The sequence below is a fragment of the Psychrobacter sp. TB67 genome (assembly GCF_000511065.1).
Taxonomy (GTDB): Bacteria; Pseudomonadota; Gammaproteobacteria; order Pseudomonadales; family Moraxellaceae; genus Psychrobacter; species Psychrobacter okhotskensis.
The window spans coordinates 29,852-46,350 of the sequence record NZ_AYYA01000067.1 but is presented as its reverse complement, the minus strand read 5'-3'; the positions used below and the strand labels follow the sequence as shown (position 1 = coordinate 46,350).

At 44.0% G+C, this 16,499-nt stretch carries 13 protein-coding genes and 1 other RNA gene; 6 read left to right on the top strand and 8 right to left on the bottom strand.

Annotated features, from left to right (window positions below):
- Positions 1-204 precede the first annotated feature (204 nt).
- Together W293_RS16825 and W293_RS0112920 are read right to left on the bottom strand one after the other, a co-directional pair.
- Positions 205-591, bottom strand: coding sequence for a hypothetical protein (locus W293_RS16825; RefSeq protein ID WP_025652833.1), 387 nt, complete (start codon positions 589-591; stop codon positions 205-207).
- Positions 592-884: 293 nt separating this feature from the next.
- Complete coding sequence (locus W293_RS0112920; protein ID WP_025652832.1) at positions 885-2,087, bottom strand: phosphoglycerate kinase; 1,203 nt, start codon at positions 2,085-2,087, stop codon at positions 885-887.
- A 497-nt stretch (positions 2,088-2,584) separates the two neighbouring features.
- Here W293_RS0112920 and W293_RS0112915 point away from each other — a divergent pair, with 497 nt between their 5' ends.
- Entirely contained in the window at positions 2,585-2,914 is a 330-nt protein-coding gene (locus W293_RS0112915) for a TraR/DksA family transcriptional regulator (RefSeq protein ID WP_025652831.1), read from the top strand.
- Positions 2,915-3,188: 274 nt separating this feature from the next.
- Here W293_RS0112915 and W293_RS0112910 read toward each other — a convergent pair whose 3' ends face one another.
- Together W293_RS0112910 and W293_RS0112905 are read right to left on the bottom strand one after the other, a co-directional pair.
- Positions 3,189-3,857: a thiamine phosphate synthase gene (locus W293_RS0112910; protein WP_025652830.1), complete on the bottom strand. Its 669-nt coding sequence runs from the start codon at positions 3,855-3,857 to the stop codon at positions 3,189-3,191.
- Positions 3,858-3,948: 91 nt separating this feature from the next.
- The gene (locus tag W293_RS0112905) at positions 3,949-5,043 is read right to left on the bottom strand and encodes a serine hydrolase (protein ID WP_025652829.1); all 1,095 of its coding nucleotides are present in this window, start codon (positions 5,041-5,043) and stop codon (positions 3,949-3,951) included.
- Between the two features lie 400 nt (positions 5,044-5,443).
- On the opposite strand from W293_RS0112905, the gene W293_RS0112900 reads away from it, so the two are divergent.
- The 3 genes from W293_RS0112900 to W293_RS0112890 are packed head-to-tail and all read left to right on the top strand — an operon-like array spanning position 5,444 to position 9,631.
- Positions 5,444-6,079 carry a response regulator gene (locus tag W293_RS0112900; protein ID WP_025652828.1) on the top strand — a complete coding sequence of 212 codons (636 nt, stop codon included), beginning with the start codon at positions 5,444-5,446 and terminating at the stop codon, positions 6,077-6,079.
- A 33-nt stretch (positions 6,080-6,112) separates the two neighbouring features.
- Positions 6,113-7,915 (top strand): sensor histidine kinase, encoded by a 1,803-nt coding sequence (locus W293_RS0112895; RefSeq protein ID WP_025652827.1) that lies wholly within the window; start codon positions 6,113-6,115, stop codon positions 7,913-7,915.
- A 3-nt stretch (positions 7,916-7,918) separates the two neighbouring features.
- On the top strand, positions 7,919-9,631 hold the full coding sequence (locus tag W293_RS0112890; protein ID WP_025652826.1) for a sigma-54-dependent transcriptional regulator: 1,713 nt from the start codon (positions 7,919-7,921) through the stop codon (positions 9,629-9,631).
- Between the two features lie 187 nt (positions 9,632-9,818).
- On the opposite strand, the gene W293_RS16470 is transcribed toward W293_RS0112890, so the two are convergent.
- On the bottom strand, positions 9,819-11,315 hold the full coding sequence (locus W293_RS16470; RefSeq protein WP_025652825.1) for a S41 family peptidase: 1,497 nt from the start codon (positions 11,313-11,315) through the stop codon (positions 9,819-9,821).
- A gap of 259 nt (positions 11,316-11,574) precedes the next feature.
- Positions 11,575-13,230, bottom strand: a complete 1,656-nt coding sequence (gene gpmI, locus W293_RS0112880; RefSeq protein ID WP_025652824.1) for a 2,3-bisphosphoglycerate-independent phosphoglycerate mutase — start codon at positions 13,228-13,230, stop codon at positions 11,575-11,577.
- A 249-nt stretch (positions 13,231-13,479) separates the two neighbouring features.
- On the opposite strand from gpmI, the gene ssrS reads away from it, so the two are divergent.
- Positions 13,480-13,675, top strand: a non-coding RNA gene (gene ssrS / locus W293_RS17050) — 6S RNA.
- Between the two features lie 140 nt (positions 13,676-13,815).
- Here ssrS and W293_RS0112875 read toward each other — a convergent pair.
- A complete protein-coding gene (locus tag W293_RS0112875; protein WP_025652823.1) occupies positions 13,816-14,439 on the bottom strand; it encodes an FxsA family protein in 624 nt (207 codons plus the stop codon).
- Between the two features lie 153 nt (positions 14,440-14,592).
- Here W293_RS0112875 and ruvC point away from each other — a divergent pair, with 153 nt between their 5' ends.
- Positions 14,593-15,177 carry a crossover junction endodeoxyribonuclease RuvC gene (gene ruvC / locus W293_RS0112870; protein WP_010199263.1) on the top strand — a complete coding sequence of 195 codons (585 nt, stop codon included), beginning with the start codon at positions 14,593-14,595 and terminating at the stop codon, positions 15,175-15,177.
- Between the two features lie 137 nt (positions 15,178-15,314).
- On the opposite strand, the gene W293_RS0112865 is transcribed toward ruvC, so the two are convergent.
- Positions 15,315-16,250 carry an META domain-containing protein gene (locus tag W293_RS0112865; RefSeq protein ID WP_037026157.1) on the bottom strand — a complete coding sequence of 312 codons (936 nt, stop codon included), beginning with the start codon at positions 16,248-16,250 and terminating at the stop codon, positions 15,315-15,317.
- Positions 16,251-16,499: the final 249 nt, after the last annotated feature.

Here is a 16,499-nt window from a genome sequence, read left to right as displayed (position 1 = left end):
TTTTGATCGTGCTTCGTAGCGGTTGCACGACTATTTATTGAGATGACAGGTTTGGGTTCACGAATTATTCACGGTATTGGATGTTTAAATTTATTAATCGATACAACGCAAAAAGCCTTGGCGATTACCAAAGCTTTCTAAATATTTTGAGGGCTTATATAGCAACTGGTATTTATAACCAATGCTTAAAATCAAAACTACTAATTAGTACTGTTGTTCTGCTTCTACGGCATTTTCACTGGCTTTATCTTCAACAGCAGCTGCACCATCAGCAACCGCGCCAGCAGTAGCAGATACGGCTTCATTTGCGCCTACCACAACCGCTTCACCAGTATTTGCTAGTGCATCAGTAGCAGCGGCACCAGCATTATCAGCGCCTTCGGCGACTTCAGCACCAGCATTTTGTGCAGCAGCTTCAGCTTCAGCAGCAGCGGCTTCTGTTTCGGCAGCGGCAGCGTCAGTGTTAGCAGCAGCGTCATCACCCGCTGACTCAGCAGCAGCTTCAGTTTTGTCTTGCGTTTCTTGGCTACATGCAGTGATTGCAAAAGTACCAGCAAGTACGCTAGCAAGTAATAAATGGCGTTTTAACATAATAAACCTCTCGTAAATAAAGCATGTCAAATACATGATTTGCGCTATTTTATAGAGTGCAAATTAGACATGCAATAATAATTTTCAGTATAGAAACAAATAATTACTACTTAATAATAATCCGTGCCTGTTCGTACTTAGTGCTTTCATACTAGCAAGTTAAACAAGAATGATAAGACAAATACCACAGTCACCCTATTATTTTTATAGCCTAACTTTTTATAGAGTAACTTAGATGCTCATCATAGGTTGTACATCTAATGTTACTCAATTGCTGAAGTATCGTTAAGCAGTTATGCTCTAATTTGTAATGCAGCAACGGCAGGTAATACCTTGCCTTCTACGAACTCTAAGAAGGCACCACCACCCGTTGACATATAGCTCACGCCATCGGCTACTTGATATTTATCGATAGCAGCTAAAGTATCACCACCGCCAGCGATTGAAAAACCTTGACTATTTTTGACTGCATCTGCCACTATTTGCGTCCCATGACCGAAAGCATCCACCTCAAAAACCCCCACTGGACCATTCCACAAAATGGTCTTTGCATTAGTAATAGCCTCAGCCAATTGCTTGGCGCTTTCTGGAGCGATATCTAATATCATATCATTGTCGCCAATCGCATCAACTGACTTGATGGTAGCAGTGGCTTGTTGTAATGAGCCAGTAAAGTCAGCAAAATCGATCTCATTTTTATCAGCGACAACAACATACTCAGGCAATAAAATCTCAGTTTTAGTCATAATGTCACGAGCGGTATCGAGCAAATCTGCTTCATATAAAGACGCACCAACACTATGACCTTGTGCTGCTAAGAAAGTATTGGCAATACCGCCACCAACGATAATTTGGGCGCACACTTCTGCCAAGCTGTGTAGTACTTCTAGCTTGGTAGATACTTTTGAGCCACCAACAATGGCTAGCATCGGTTGCGCTGGCGTTTCAAGCGCTAAGCTCAAGGCATCAAGCTCAGCGGCCAATAATGGTCCTGCACAGACTGTCTTGTCGGCTTGATGCATCGCTTGGGTCACACCCTCCGTTGACGCTTGTGCACGGTGAGCAGTACCAAAAGCATCCATCACAAACACATCGCACAAATCTGCATAAGTGTGCGCCAAATCGGCATCGTTTTTCTTCTCGCCTTTATTAAAGCGCACGTTTTCTAGTAGTACCACTTCACCTGCTTTGATTGAAACACCCTGAGTCAGATAGTCGGTGTTTAAACTAACGGGCGCGGCCAATTTGTCGCTTAAATAGTCAGCAACAGGTGCTAGAGAGTAGATCGATTCAAAACTTCCTTCGGTTGGCCGACCGAGATGTGAGCAGACAATCACCGCCGCGCCTTTTTCTAACGCCATTTTAATCGTAGGTAAACTTGCTTGCAAGCGAGCTGCACTCGTAACCTTGCCGTCTTTAATAGGCACATTGAGATCCTCTCGAATCAATACAACCTTCTCTTTTAAATCAAGCTCACTCATACGCAAAAAATTCATTACCTGCTCCTATGCATCAGTCTGTCTGTTAATCAATCGTTTTATGGCTTTATTCAATGGTTTTTCATTCAATGATTTTTCGAAAAGGGGTATGACCAGCCATTTCTTATAATCGTATCTCTTCTATCGGCTGGCTTTGCTCATGTTAGTTTATAAAATAGGTCTGACAATCTTCAAAAGCGGTGTATTCTACCAGTTTTCTAACGATTGCTCACAAGGAACTGCCATAAATTTTGGCGACTGTAGCGACATAAAAACTGTGAAAACCTAAAGATTGCGATAGTGCTTACCTTAACTGGATACTGCGGCAGCCATATCGCGCGCTTGCTACCTGAAGTTCGTTTTAAGTACTTTAAAAGTCAGTAACATTTCGTGGTGGTACTTAATAGTCAGGCTGTTTATGATAGAAAGACGCTTTATAATAAAGTGCCTATTTATAACAATTTTATAATAATTGCGCTCGACAATAACAATAACAATAACCTCAGGAGAATAAAATGACTATTGATGTCAATAATGCCAAGCAAAACTTGTTAAAGCTTAAAAAAGAATATGAAACAAGGATTGATAAAATAGAAGATCATATCCAAAACCCACAAGATGACCTTAACGAGCATTGGGAAGATCAAGCCATCTCCTATCGTCAGAACGATATGCGCCAAAGTCTGAGAGATGAAGCGCGCCAAAATTTAGTCTATGTCGAAAATGCCTTGAGCCGTATCGAAAATGGCACTTATGGTGAGTGTGAGGTATGTGGCAAACTGATTGAAGAGCAACGCTTGGAAGCACTGCCCTACGCTACTTTATGTATGGATCATGCCAAATAACGTCTTTTTTTAGCGATATTCCTAGGGCGTGTCCTCAATTCAACCGATAGCAATCTAAATGGGCTAAAAATGGTTAAATCTTGCCAAACATCGTCAAATAGCTAGGTAATATCTCGATATTATCTGCACTATTTTCCTTGTTTGACTGCAATTTACCTCATTTTTATCACCATTTTTAAAATGAGGACACGCCCTAGCTTAAAAGCTAATGAACAATGAAACTATTTAAGAAACCTTTAAGCACTCACTCGGTAATTATACCCACCACCTGTTACTAAGCAGGCGCACTCCAGACGTTGAGCGCCTGCTGCCACTGTTGACAACGCTCAGCTATTTTATGCTCTGGCAAATCCATAATATCCCCTACTACTGCCACATAAGCAATCGGCAAACCTGCCAGCTCAACGATATTTTCTGCAGTCAAGCCGCCTATGACGCATAGTGCAATACCCTGCTGACATCCATCGACCAGCTGCTGACGCGAAATAACGTCTGCCTTAGGTTTGGTCGTAGAGGCAAATACTGCACCCATTGCAGCATAACTGGCGCCAGCAGCGTGCGCTCCTTTTACCAGCTCTACATTGCCATGACAGGTGCGACCAATAATTTGATCTGCTAATAGATCTTGCTTGGCATCTTTAATTTCACCATCTTCTTGCCCTAAGTGAACCCCAACGCCAAGCTTGGCAGCCAGCTTGATATCATCATTGATGACGACTGGCACATTGTATGCTTTAGCCAACTCAGCTATCTGTCTAGCCTCTTCGTATAAATGTGCGTCACCATCAGGCAATGACAGGACTTGCTTACGACGAATTTGTAACAGCCCGATAAACCCTGTCGCTAATGCTGCTTTTAATTTGCGATACAGCAGCGCAAACTCATCATCATTGGTCAATAAGTATAGCTTTGGTGCTGGTGTGATAATCGATGCTTGAGTCATATAATTTTCCTAGGACACGTCCTAAATTCAACACAATAAAAAGGCCGTTACATTACATAACAGCCTCTTTATACCCACTAAACCAATCCGCTTACACTGTACGGCGAGTCGCCAAACTGTTTAGGATATTTTTGGCATCACCCCAACGCGTCGCTGAGCTGTTTGCGCCCAAAATGACAATAATAGCAGGACGGTTATTCACACGGGTTTCCATTACCACACAACGACCTGCCTCATTAATAAAGCCGGTTTTTGAGATACCAATTGGATAATCGCCTGAACGGACTAGAGAGCTGGTATTGTTGGCTTTATAAGTACGGTTACCATTTGAGTAATTGGCCACGTAAAAGTCATAACTCTTAGTCGTAGAGAAGCGACGGATTACATCATAGTTACCAGCAGCACGTACCATTTTTACCAAGTCATTTGACGAAGCCACATTACGTTTATCGAGACCCGTTGGATCACCAAAATAAGCCGTCGTCATGCCAAGCTCTTGCGCTTTACGGTTCATCGCTCGTATAAAGGCATCATAGCCGCCTGGATAGTTACGCGAGAGACTTTTGGCAGCAGGGTTTTCTGATTTCATCAATGCCATTAATAGCATTTCAGCACGATTCAAACGATCGCCAGATTTAAGGTTTGAGCTGGCGCGTTTTGGACCGACGAAATCTTCAGGATCTAGGGTAATCTCTTCACGCATATCAAGACCAGCATCTAACACCACCATCGCCGTCATTAGCTTGGTGATACTCGCCATAGGGCGGGCGACGTCGGCATTTTTTTCGTAAATAGATTCACCAGTTTCGGCATCGATCACCGCCACACTGCGCGAGTCAGTGCTAATCGGAATCATACTGCTGCTGCCAAAGCTACCGCGATAAGTGGTGTTATAGCTATTGGCGTTATTATAGCTGTTGTTGCTGCTACCGAAACTACTGGTCTTACTGTTCGTAATATTGGTCGTGCCATAGCCATTATCGACTTTTTTAATGGTCGAATCATTAGACTTATACATGATATTACGTGCTTCAGACAAGCTATCAGCACCGCCCCAACTCATACGAGCACTAGAGCCAGTATCAGCGCTACCATTAATCGTAAGTGCAGCTTGCGCAATACTGCCCAGACTCAATGAAATCATAGCAACAACTAGCTGCTGTTTGGTTAATGGTAAGAGCTTCATTCTTCCCCCTGCTGTCGCGCTGCTATTCAATAGATAATCAGTTACAGACTAACTAATAGCAACAACGTACGTAGCGTTTGTGGTTATGTTTGTAGGTACTCACATAGAGTTTTTGTATTTTTAGTGTATCATGGTTTGCATTTAAGTTTAATCTACTAAATCAATTAGATGAGTATTTTTTAACCTGCTTGAAATTTTGCTACATTTAAATTAGATTCTAGCAATATTAATTAACACTAGAGCAATATATGATGATAGTAGAGGATAAAAATAATTGCTCTGCAAATCCTATTATAAAATAATAAAAATCTCGATTGTTCTTACAGATATACAGATTGCTTCAGATGGTTTAACGTTCACCATGCAACCTTCATTTTGATAGACAGCAAAGAGTACAACTATGATACGAGTATTAGTAGTAGATGATCATGATTTAGTGCGGATGGGTATTAGCCGTATGCTAGCAGACAGTGCTGATATCGAGGTCGTTGGTGAAGCTGACAGCGGTGATATGGCGATTAAACTGGCCAAACAGCTGCACCCCGATGTAATTTTGCTCGACGTTAATATGCCCAATATCGGCGGGCTTGAAGCAACTAAGCGCTTAATTCAGCTGGATTTGGGCATCAAGATTTTGGCCGTTAGTAGTATGTCGGCGCAACCATATCCATCTATGTTGATTAAAGCGGGCGTCAATGGTTACATCACTAAAGGCACACCACTTGATGAGATGATACGCGCGGTCAAAAAAATCTATCAAGGCGGGCGTTATTTTAGCCAAGATGTCGCCGAACAGTTGGCTGACGTTTTACTGTCAGATAATGCCAACTCACCTTTTGACTTGTTGAGTGACCGCGAAAAACAAGTGGCGATGATGGTGGTTAATTGCCAAAGTCCTCAGCAAATTGCCGACCAGTTGTTTGTGAGTGTCAAAACCATCAATACCTATCGCTATCGCATTTATGAAAAAGTCGGCGTTGATAGTGATGTGAAGTTGACCCATCTCGCTATTCGTCATGGTCTCATTCAACCGTAGACCCCTTAATACTCTTTTTATTACGGCCAATTTATGAAATTTGCGCTCAGAGCCGTTTCTGTCATTACCCATTATCTTCAGCAAGATGAAACGCTGCCGCTACCGCAGTTACGTCGATTGGGACTGATCTATAGCAGTTATCGATTTATCGTTAGCCTGTTTTTTATGCTGATGGTGTATGTGACGGTCAAAGCTGATAATGGCTTATTACTGCCAAGTCTATTGCAGCAAACGGCGCTGAGTTTTTATGTCATTATTAGTCTGATTTTGCTTGGCTTATTTTATGTAGTCACCAAGCATTTACGGCGTCAGCTGGGTTTTGGACTGGTATTAGACGTCATTATTTTGAGCCTTTTGCTGTATACCAATGGCGCTCCTGATTTACAGCTCACCATGCTTTATATGGTCGTTGTTGCCGCCAGCTTCATGCTACTGCATGGCTCGCAAGCGCTCATCATTACCTTACTCGCCATTATTTTTGTTATTTACCAGCAGTTTTTTTATGCCATTGCCAATAGCATGAGCTTGGAAAATTTGGGCGATGCCTTGCTGATGTCAGCAAGCTTTTTGGCAGTAGGAATTTTGAGCTGGTCTATTTCCCAGCGCTTGGTACAAGTCGAACAAGTCGCCGCGCATCATGCCAAAGAGGTCGAACGACTGAATGTAATCAATCAAGAAGTCATCACCCAAATGGTCAATGGGGTCATAGTGATTGATAGACAGCAGATTGTATTGGCAAACCTAGCCGCCCATCAGCTACTCAGTATCCCCAATCCTCCGCTGGCGTCTCTGATTGATACGCCTAGTCATTTAAGTTATGAGCAAAACAACCTCGAAGCCGCCCTTCTTGCTGACTTTCAGCAGCAGCTCAGAGAACAGCATCTGCAACTTCTTGATGCTTGTTTATCGGTCGCTGAAGGGCAATCACGTAGCTTTGTTTATGAATTGCCTGCCGTCGCAAATGCCTCTGTCGTCGGCAAGCTACGCGTACAGATTATCCCGCTAAAAGATAACAGCAAGCTTATCCTGCTAGAAGACTTGCGCCGTGAGCAAGCCAGCGCTCAACAGTTAAAGCTTGCCTCGCTTGGGCAACTGACTGCCAGTATCGCTCATGAAATCAGAAACCCGCTCGCCGCTATTTCACAGGCCAGTCAGCTACTGATGGAAGATGTCGAAGAAGGTGAGAAGAAGGCCGCCGATCATAATAACAATACTATCAGCTCTACTCTTGAGCCCTTAGTAGCGCCGACAGCTGCTACCGACAGCGATATAACAGGCAATCACGAGCTTTATAAAATGATCTTTGCGCAAACCAAACGCGTCAACCGTATTATTGAAGACATCTTAAAACTGTCGCGCCAACAGACCGCTAATCAGCAATCGATTCTACTGGCTGAGTGGTTGCCGGTGTTTTTGGACAATTATTTTCGAGATCATGACGTGTTTTTGCGTGTCCATAGTCAATCCACTATCTCATTCGATACGCACCAGTTAGAACAAGTATTAATTAATTTAATCAACAACGGTCTACGTCACAGTAGCTACGCTCACCCTCATGCTTTTGTGGAAATCGAAATTTATTGTGCCGATAACGATGTTATAATCGATATTTTAGATGGTGGTATGGGCGTTAATGCCAGTGATTTACAGCATTTATTCAATCCGTTTTTCACTACTGACAAAGCCGGAACAGGTTTGGGATTGTATTTATCGCAGGCGTTCTGTGAAGCCAATCAGGCTCGTTTACTCTATATTCCTGAACTCCAAAAAACCTGCTTTCGCTTGATTGCCCCTGCTATCGATGTCGATAATGATGCCGATAATAAAATGAGATGAAGTATGACAGTAACCGCGCTAGTCGTTGATGATGAAGTGGATTTGTGCCGCTTGATGCAAATCACCTTAACCAAGATGGGGATCAAAAGCGATGTGGCTTATACCTTATCGCAGGCACGCGCCTACTGGCAGCAAAACAACTATGACTTTTGTTTGACCGATCTCAAATTACCGGATGGCTCAGGACTAGAGTTGGTCAAGGACATCAGCAATAACTCTAGTACACCAATAGCCGTGATTACTGCCCATGGTAGTATGGATTTGGCTATAGAAGCGTTGAAGTTAGGGGCTTTTGATTTCGTCAATAAACCGCTTGAGCTGCCACGCTTACGCCAGTTGGTCGAAAATGCGCTCAAGGTCATTCACCAAAATAACGAAGCAGAAACCACACCTGAATGCTCACCCGAGCAGCAAATGTTGGATAGCCGTTTGATCGGTGACTCTGCTGTCATGCACCCACTCAAAAACACTATTTTAAAATTGGCACGCTCACAAGCGCCAGTATTTTTATCGGGAGCTTCGGGCACAGGCAAAGAAGTGGTTGCCAAACTGATCCATGATTTAAGCCCACGTCGAGATGGCAGTTTTGTACCCGTAAACTGCGGTGCGATTCCTTCAGAGCTCATGGAGTCAGAGTTTTTTGGTCATAAAAAAGGCAGCTTTACCGGAGCCGTTGCTGATAAGCAAGGCCTGTTCCAACAAGCAAATGGTGGCACGTTATTTTTAGATGAAGTGGCAGATTTGCCCTTAGCAATGCAAGTCAAACTACTACGCGCCATCCAAGAAAAAACCGTGCGCGCCATCGGTGATACCAAAGAAGTACCCGTCGATATCCGTATCTTATCTGCGACCCATAAAGACTTGAACCAACTGGTACAAGATGGACTGTTTCGGCAAGACTTGTACTACCGTATCAATGTGATTGAACTAAAGCTGCCCACGCTTAATGCGCGCCGTGATGATATTCCCGTCTTAGCCAAGCATTTTTTGGCAATGATCGCAGAAGAATGGCAATTAGACACCCCGCCCTCATTGACAGCGGCCGCTTGCGAGCGCTTGCAGCACCATGATTTCGCTGGTAATGTCCGTGAGCTACGCAATTTACTTGAGCGCGCTGTGACATTGGCAGAAACCTGCACCATTGACGTCAGCCATTTGGGTCTAGCGGAACTTGATACTCATCAAGAGATTCATACTCAGCAAAGTCAAAATACCAATGCAGTTGATAATACAACGCCAACATCTAACCATAAATCAGCTGACCAGCCAACAATGACATCTGTCAGCAGTAAAGAAGAAGTCAGCCAAGCCTCAACAGCGCATAGTGCTGAGCAAACAAAGACCAATCTACATCCTTATCGCACCATTACTCAGCATTATCCCTCAACCATTCAGCGTTCGAGGGCTAATAACGCAGAACCTAATCGTAGTGTCGCCAATTCTACAGAGCAGCAATTAACGAGCAATCACGCGGCGCTTGATGAACAAGACAGTTTGCAAAATGGCTTAAAGGAAGTTAAAGACGGTTTTGAAGGTCAGTTACCTGCCAAAGGGCTAGAGCATTACCTGCAAGAACAAGAGAAAAATCTGATTATTACTGCTCTTAAGCAGACAGGCTGGAACAAGACGCAAGCCGCAGAACTGTTAGGAACGACGTTTCGCTCTTTACGCTATCGTATGAAAAAGCTCGATATTGATGAAGATCAGTCCGATTAACTTTTGCAGATAATAAGCAGCTTTGAGCGTAACGATATGATGGTCAACAAGTAATATCAAACGTCAAAAATACGATTGGCCGTGTCAAAATCGCTTAGCATGCAATGCATAGTACTTGCACCCTTTCCCTTTGCTGCTGTAATTTTTTTGAGTGGTATCAATTATATTTAGAGCTATCGTTAGCTACTTATTTTTTATTTGTCCGATCTTCGAGCGTATTATCCTCTACAGCTGAATTTCTCACAAAGCGAATACCCGACGCCAGTGCTTGTGCCCTGAGTAAATCCAGAGCCTGCTGCTCCCAAGTATTCTCATTGCCTAATAAAGCGACATCAGGCTCGACCCCGATACCGTCTATCTTATTGCCTGCCGCCGTCACATAATTGGCCACGGTTAGCTTAACAGCCTGCTCGTCATTCAAAGGTATCACCGACTGTACCGAACCTTTGCCATAGCTCACCTCACCAACAATAGTGGCGCGTTTTTGTGCTTGTAAGCTGCTTGCTAATACTTCTGCAGCGGAGGCAGAATAGCGGTTTTGTAACACCACTACGGGCAATGGCTTGAGTATCGCAGCGCCTTGTGTCGATAAAACCCGAGAATCATCTTGGCGACCTCTCACTTGTACCACATCGGTGTCCACCATAAATAAGCTGGCCACACTCACCGCAGAGGTTAGAACACCACCCGGATTATCACGCATGTCTAATAAAATGCCAGAGACCGGAGACTCTAGGCTAATGAGACCTTGCAGCAACTTTTCACGACTGTTGTTCTGAAAAGCAGGCAGTTTAATCACCGCCAGACCGTCTACAAAACGTGTCTCAATCACTTGCGGATGATTATTGTTACGCTGTAACGTCGTAGTATGCTTACGGCGACCCGCTTTAGACGTGACAATATCCACTTGTGTGCCTGCAATGCCGGTCAAAAGCTGCTCGACATCATTGCTTTGTCTGTCGTCATCCAGCTTAAACTCATCAACCTGATGCAAGTAATCACCGACTGCTATGCCTTTTTTATCTGCGGGTGAGTCATTAAGCACCTCGGTGACCACCCAATAGCCAGCCTTTGGTCGATACATCACTTTGATGCCGACGTCGCCGACATCCCCTTCGGTAAAAGCGCGCAGGTTTTCGTAGGCCTCAGCATCCAAAAATTCAGCGTGGCTGTCTAGTTTGGTCAACATACCACTCATCGCATTGTTAAATAACTCTTCGTCATTGACGGTATCCACATATTCACGGCGTACCAAATCTACGACCGCCACAAACGTCTTTAAAGTCTCAGGAGAGATGGCATTCAGTGACACTTGTTCCACTTCAGCGGGGATATCCGTGTTGATATCGTCTGCTTCATCAGTCAAAGCGCTTTCATCTGCAACGCTATCTATTGCATCATCAGACGCGTCAGCAGCATCTAACATATCGGCAATATCAGACAAATCATCTGCATCATTTTCTACCGATAACTCATCAGCATTGAGACTGATAAGCTGCAGACTGGCCGTCGGGCTGCTCTCGTCATCTATAGCAGCCTGTGCTTGCATGCCAGCGATATTCAACCCTATGAAACTGGCTATGAGTACGGGTTTCAAGACGGTCGACGTTATCAATGCGGTCATCATTGATGATTTTTTTAGTCGTTCAGACGCTGATGAGCGCTTAAGGCAGATAGAATGCATAAAAAACTCACCTAAATAAAAAGAAAATATGCAACGTTATTATATGGCAATTGATGAATAATATCTTGTAATGTAGCATTAAGAAGGCAGCGAAGATTAGAGCAAATAGATTAAAAATCTATCCTAAAAAAGGGAAGGATCGTAGATACCCTTCCCCTTTCCTTCCTTGCTCTTTATCCTTTTTCTTCATGCACTAACCGCTTCATCTGCCCTGATAACATCATAGTAGTTAACAGACGAAAAGCTCAGAAGGACTGAATCACGATACTGGAATCAATAGGTTTTCACCCGTCATTTCTTCTGGCGCAGTGATATTCATCAATGACAAGATGGTCGGTGCGATATCGCTAAGCTTACCGCCACTACGTACTTGTACTTTTTGCTCACCAATATAAATCAGAGGCACATGCTCGGTGGTATGTTGGGTATGCACCTGCCCACTTTCGTAGTCTTGCATTTGCTCAACATTGCCATGGTCAGCGGTAATGAGCATATCGCCGCCAGCTGCTCGTACTGCTGACTCAATACGGCCAACACAGACATCTAACGCCTCTACCGCTTGCACGGCTGCTTCAAAGATACCGGTATGCCCTACCATATCACCATTGGCATAATTGACAATCAATACATCATATTTGCCCGACTCAATTGCTGCTACCAACTTATCGGTCACTTCAGGAGCGCTCATTTCTGGCTGCAAGTCATAAGTGGCGACATCTGGCGACGGCACAAGAATACGTGTCTCGCCTTTATACTCTGCTTCGCGACCACCACTAAAGAAAAACGTCACGTGCGCGTATTTTTCAGTTTCGGCTATGCGCAGTTGCGTTTTACCTTGCTCTTGCAAATATTCACCCAGCGTATTGGTCAGAGAGGTTGGGTAATAAGCAATACTGGTCTTCGGGCTATCAGCTAAAATGTCTGAGTACTTGGTCAACATGACAAACGCCGCCAACTTTGGTTGCTTATGACGGGCAAAACCTGAAAACTCATGATCTGGCAGCACAAACGCTTGCGCTAGCTCACGGGCGCGGTCAGCACGGAAATTCATAAAGATAAGTGCATCATTATCATCGACAGTATAAGGCGTGTCGCCGCTCTCGATCACGGTAGTCGGATTGATAAACTCATCAGTTTCGCGGGCTTTGTAGGCAGCTTGGACAGCACCATCAGCACGGGTAGATAGACGATCAGCTTTACCTTCCGTAATAAGCTCATAGGCCTTCTGTACTCGATCCCAGCGATTGTCACGATCCATCGCATAGTAGCGACCGATGATACTGGCAATCTGTACGCGACCTTCATAATGGGCATTGAGCTTGTTCAAATACTCACGCAGACGATTGATATACTTATCAGCAGACTTAGGCGGCGTATCACGACCATCTAAAAAACAATGGACAAACACGTTTTTGGCACCGTGTACCAACGCCGAATGACACATTCCTTCGATATGGTCTTGATGCGAATGCACGCCACCATCAGACAGTAAGCCCATGATATGCACATTGCCGCCAAGCTCGTTCGCCGCTTTTACGGCATCGACCAAGGCTTCGTTTTTATAGAACTCGCGATTGGCAAGCTCACTTGAGATACGCGTTGAGTCTTGATATAGCACACGACCAGCACCTAGGTTCATATGTCCCACTTCAGAGTTACCAAACTGACCATCTGGCAAACCAACATCTTCACCTGACGCCGAAATCAATCCATGCGGATATTTCTGATAGATCTTATCTAGATTCGGCATATTAGCCGCAGCAATGGCGTTATCCTTGTCTTCTTCACGATGACCAAAGCCGTCCAATATCATTAAGACATGCGGTGTTTTTTTATGCTGTGCGCTTTCTTGCTTGCTATCAAGCTGCGCCTGATTGTCGTCAATAGATTCAGATTGTTGCTGGGTACTGGTCATAGATTACCGCTCCTCAAGTGAATGAACGCCTATACTGCTATATTAGGATGTCGAAAGTTGTCTATATTAGCATACATCTTGAAATTGCTGAAAAACTGCGCGTTTATCCTGCTGTTTCAACGCTTTCAAGCCTTTTCTTCTATTAGTTATTGTATAAAATACCGCTGCTATGATTGCTGCGCATTTCTAAAGAGACGTATAAATCTGTAAACCGCGCTTGCAATCAGCTATGCCATTGGTTAAGATAAATCTATTCTGAAGTGTTGGCTAGTAGATGTTTATTCCCTGAGCCGATAATGCTTTACCAGGATGTGGTACCTATTGCTTCATTGTGTATGCCTGCACCGCTTGCGGTGTATCAGGAAACCTGCAGAGGCAATGACGCATCCGCCCTGAACTTCACGGTTCATGGGTCACCATCTTACGGCGGCACTTCGGTTGTTATATTCGGTTAGTTGTCTCTCTATTTATATTCACTAGGTTTATTAATACCTATAAGTTTGTAAAAAGCTGATAACAACCACCAAAAAGCCCCTCTCGTCACTGACGTAAGGGGCTTTTTTATGTTCGATTTTTCACTAACTTTTATTCATCATTAGCAGATTTGGTAATCTTTTTGACATCTTTAGGTATATTTTTTGCCGTGCCGTCAACAGTTGTATGCTGCTTGAACACATCCCCAAACGGATTTTGTTGTTGTTGACCGAATGGGTTTTGACCATTAATACCGCCACCAGCGCCACCAAATGGATTTTGTCCACCCATACCACCTGCACCGCCGAACGGGTTTTGACCGCCGCCCATCTGTTTGGCCATCATCTCCATCATTTTTTGTTGGTTGTTCATGACGTAATTATTAGCAAAGTCTTTGAGCTTCTTTTGCACCGGCGGTAGTACCACCAATAACGCGAGCAAATCACTAAGCACACCTGGAATAAGTAGCAAAATGCCAGCCGCTGCCATGGCCACACTTTTAAGCATGGTTGATTCTTGTGGACGCATCGCTGGGTTCATCATGCCGCCCGCTTTCATTTGCTGAGCCATCGGATTTAGCGCTGCCATACCTTTACGAATAAAGGTGATACCGATGACAGCGGCGATAATGAACCACATGAATACCCACCAACCGCTCATAAACTGAGCAATTAAATACCACAGTAGCATCTCGATAATAAACCAAACGATGGCAATACCAACTATCTGACCCATAAAGTGTCGTCCTATAAAATAAAAACCAATAAATTGAGCGCCATGCAAATTAAGATGGCTAACATATGATGTATATGGGGATTGATTGCTATACTATCAAACTTAAGGCCTATTTTTAAGCCATTAAACAAAATGAAAGCAAGACGGAAGACTATGGCAATTATTATCGGGATTGACCCAGGCTCACGTATGACGGGTTATGGTATCGTGCAACAAACGGGCGATAAGCTGACGTATATTGATGCGGGTACTATTCGTACGGATACCAAAGAGATGCCTGAACGCCTAAAGCGTATTTTTAATGGCTTGACGCGTATTACTCAGCATCATTTAAAATATGCAGAAGAGCCTATCTATACGGCAATTGAACAAGTATTCATGGCAGAAAACCCAGACTCTGCGCTGAAACTTGGGCAAGCAAGAGGCGCAGCCATCGCCGCGATGGTGGCACTGGATTTGGAAGTATCAGAGTATACCGCACGCCAGATTAAACAGGCGGTTTGCGGTTATGGTGCCGCAGCCAAAGAACAAGTACAGGAGATGGTCTGCCGCATACTGTCTTTAGATGTCGTGCCACAACAAGATGCCGCTGATGGTCTTGCCTGCGCCATTTGTCATGCGCACTCAAGCCATTCAATGAACAAATTGCTCCTAAATAGCGCCATGCGTGGACGCGGGGCCTCTAAGAAAAAAGGACGCTGGCGTTTAACCGAAGAAGACTTAGGTAACTTACGATAAGATAAGAAGCCAAAATATAATAAAATAAAGAAAATCTCCATAAAAAAACACGCGATCAAATGATGCGTGTTTTTGGTTTAAACCAATGCTGTTAATAGTTTTTGAAAACCAGCATCTAAATAAAGCTGTTGACCAACTTACTCTACCACAGAACTTTCAATCACCGCATCCAATACATAGGCGTACGCTTCGGTTGACTCATTATCAGGATTTTCGATGTCATTGACTTGATAGCGTTGTAGGCGTAGTACTTCTTCGTGCATGCCGTCGTGCTGGTAGCCATCAATATCACCGTTGAATGCCGTCCACTCACCTTCGCTGGTTTTCAGGCCTTGATCATCATAAGTGACAGGCTTGACTTGCAGGCACATACTCGAATCACCATCGCCACAAGCCACTTTTTCACTATTCACGGCCCAAAATACGGTCTTGCCTTTACCACTGTACTTTGCTTGTGCCGTAAGCCTACCCGTCCAAACCAAAGTCATCGAATCATTGGTCACTTGCGTCAATAGTGGAGGCTCACCTGCAGACACAGACAGCTCACTATTACCTTGCATCAACGTATTCAACAGATTTTCTGCACTATCAAGATCGCCACAAGACATCTTGGTGCTCATACTGTCTTCGGTCGTCAGTGTCTGGGCTTGTAACTCGTAGCCAGCACTCATCGTATTGCAACCAACGCTATAACTTAAGGTATTTTGACCTTGATGTTGATTGAATAATAGCGTCACCTGGTCGTTAATATTCATTAGTGGTGCTAATGCTTGAGCGCTCGCATCCTTGGCAGTCAAGAGTGTCCAACGATAGCGAGCGAGGTTGGCAATCATTTGTTGTTCTGAGCTAAGTTCGGCGACCTTAGACGCGTCTACTGTCTCGTCAATATCAGACTCATTAATATCAGCGCCATTCTCAATCTCCGCTGCACTACCGATGACCTCTGCACTTTGCGTAGTGTCTGACGCCTCATTTTCGGCAGGTGGCGCGTTCTTCCGACACGCTCCCAATGTCAGGATTACTGCCAATACACTGGGCAATAACAGTAATTTTGTGGTGGGTTGTGTCTTCATACCTACCATATTACATCCCTCTTACTAAGCTTATAGTCAATCTTATATAAATTGGATACGCTGTCCGCCTTGCTTAGCCTACTAGCTGTAGTACTTTGGCTCGCTTTCCTTGTCTCCAAACTATATATTGATCGACTATATCTAATATCTACTTTTACTGTATTAACTTATAAAGATTTTTATCTTTATTTATATCGATAAAACTAATAGCAGCAATCCGGTACAATTTAACTACTATAACCTCGATCC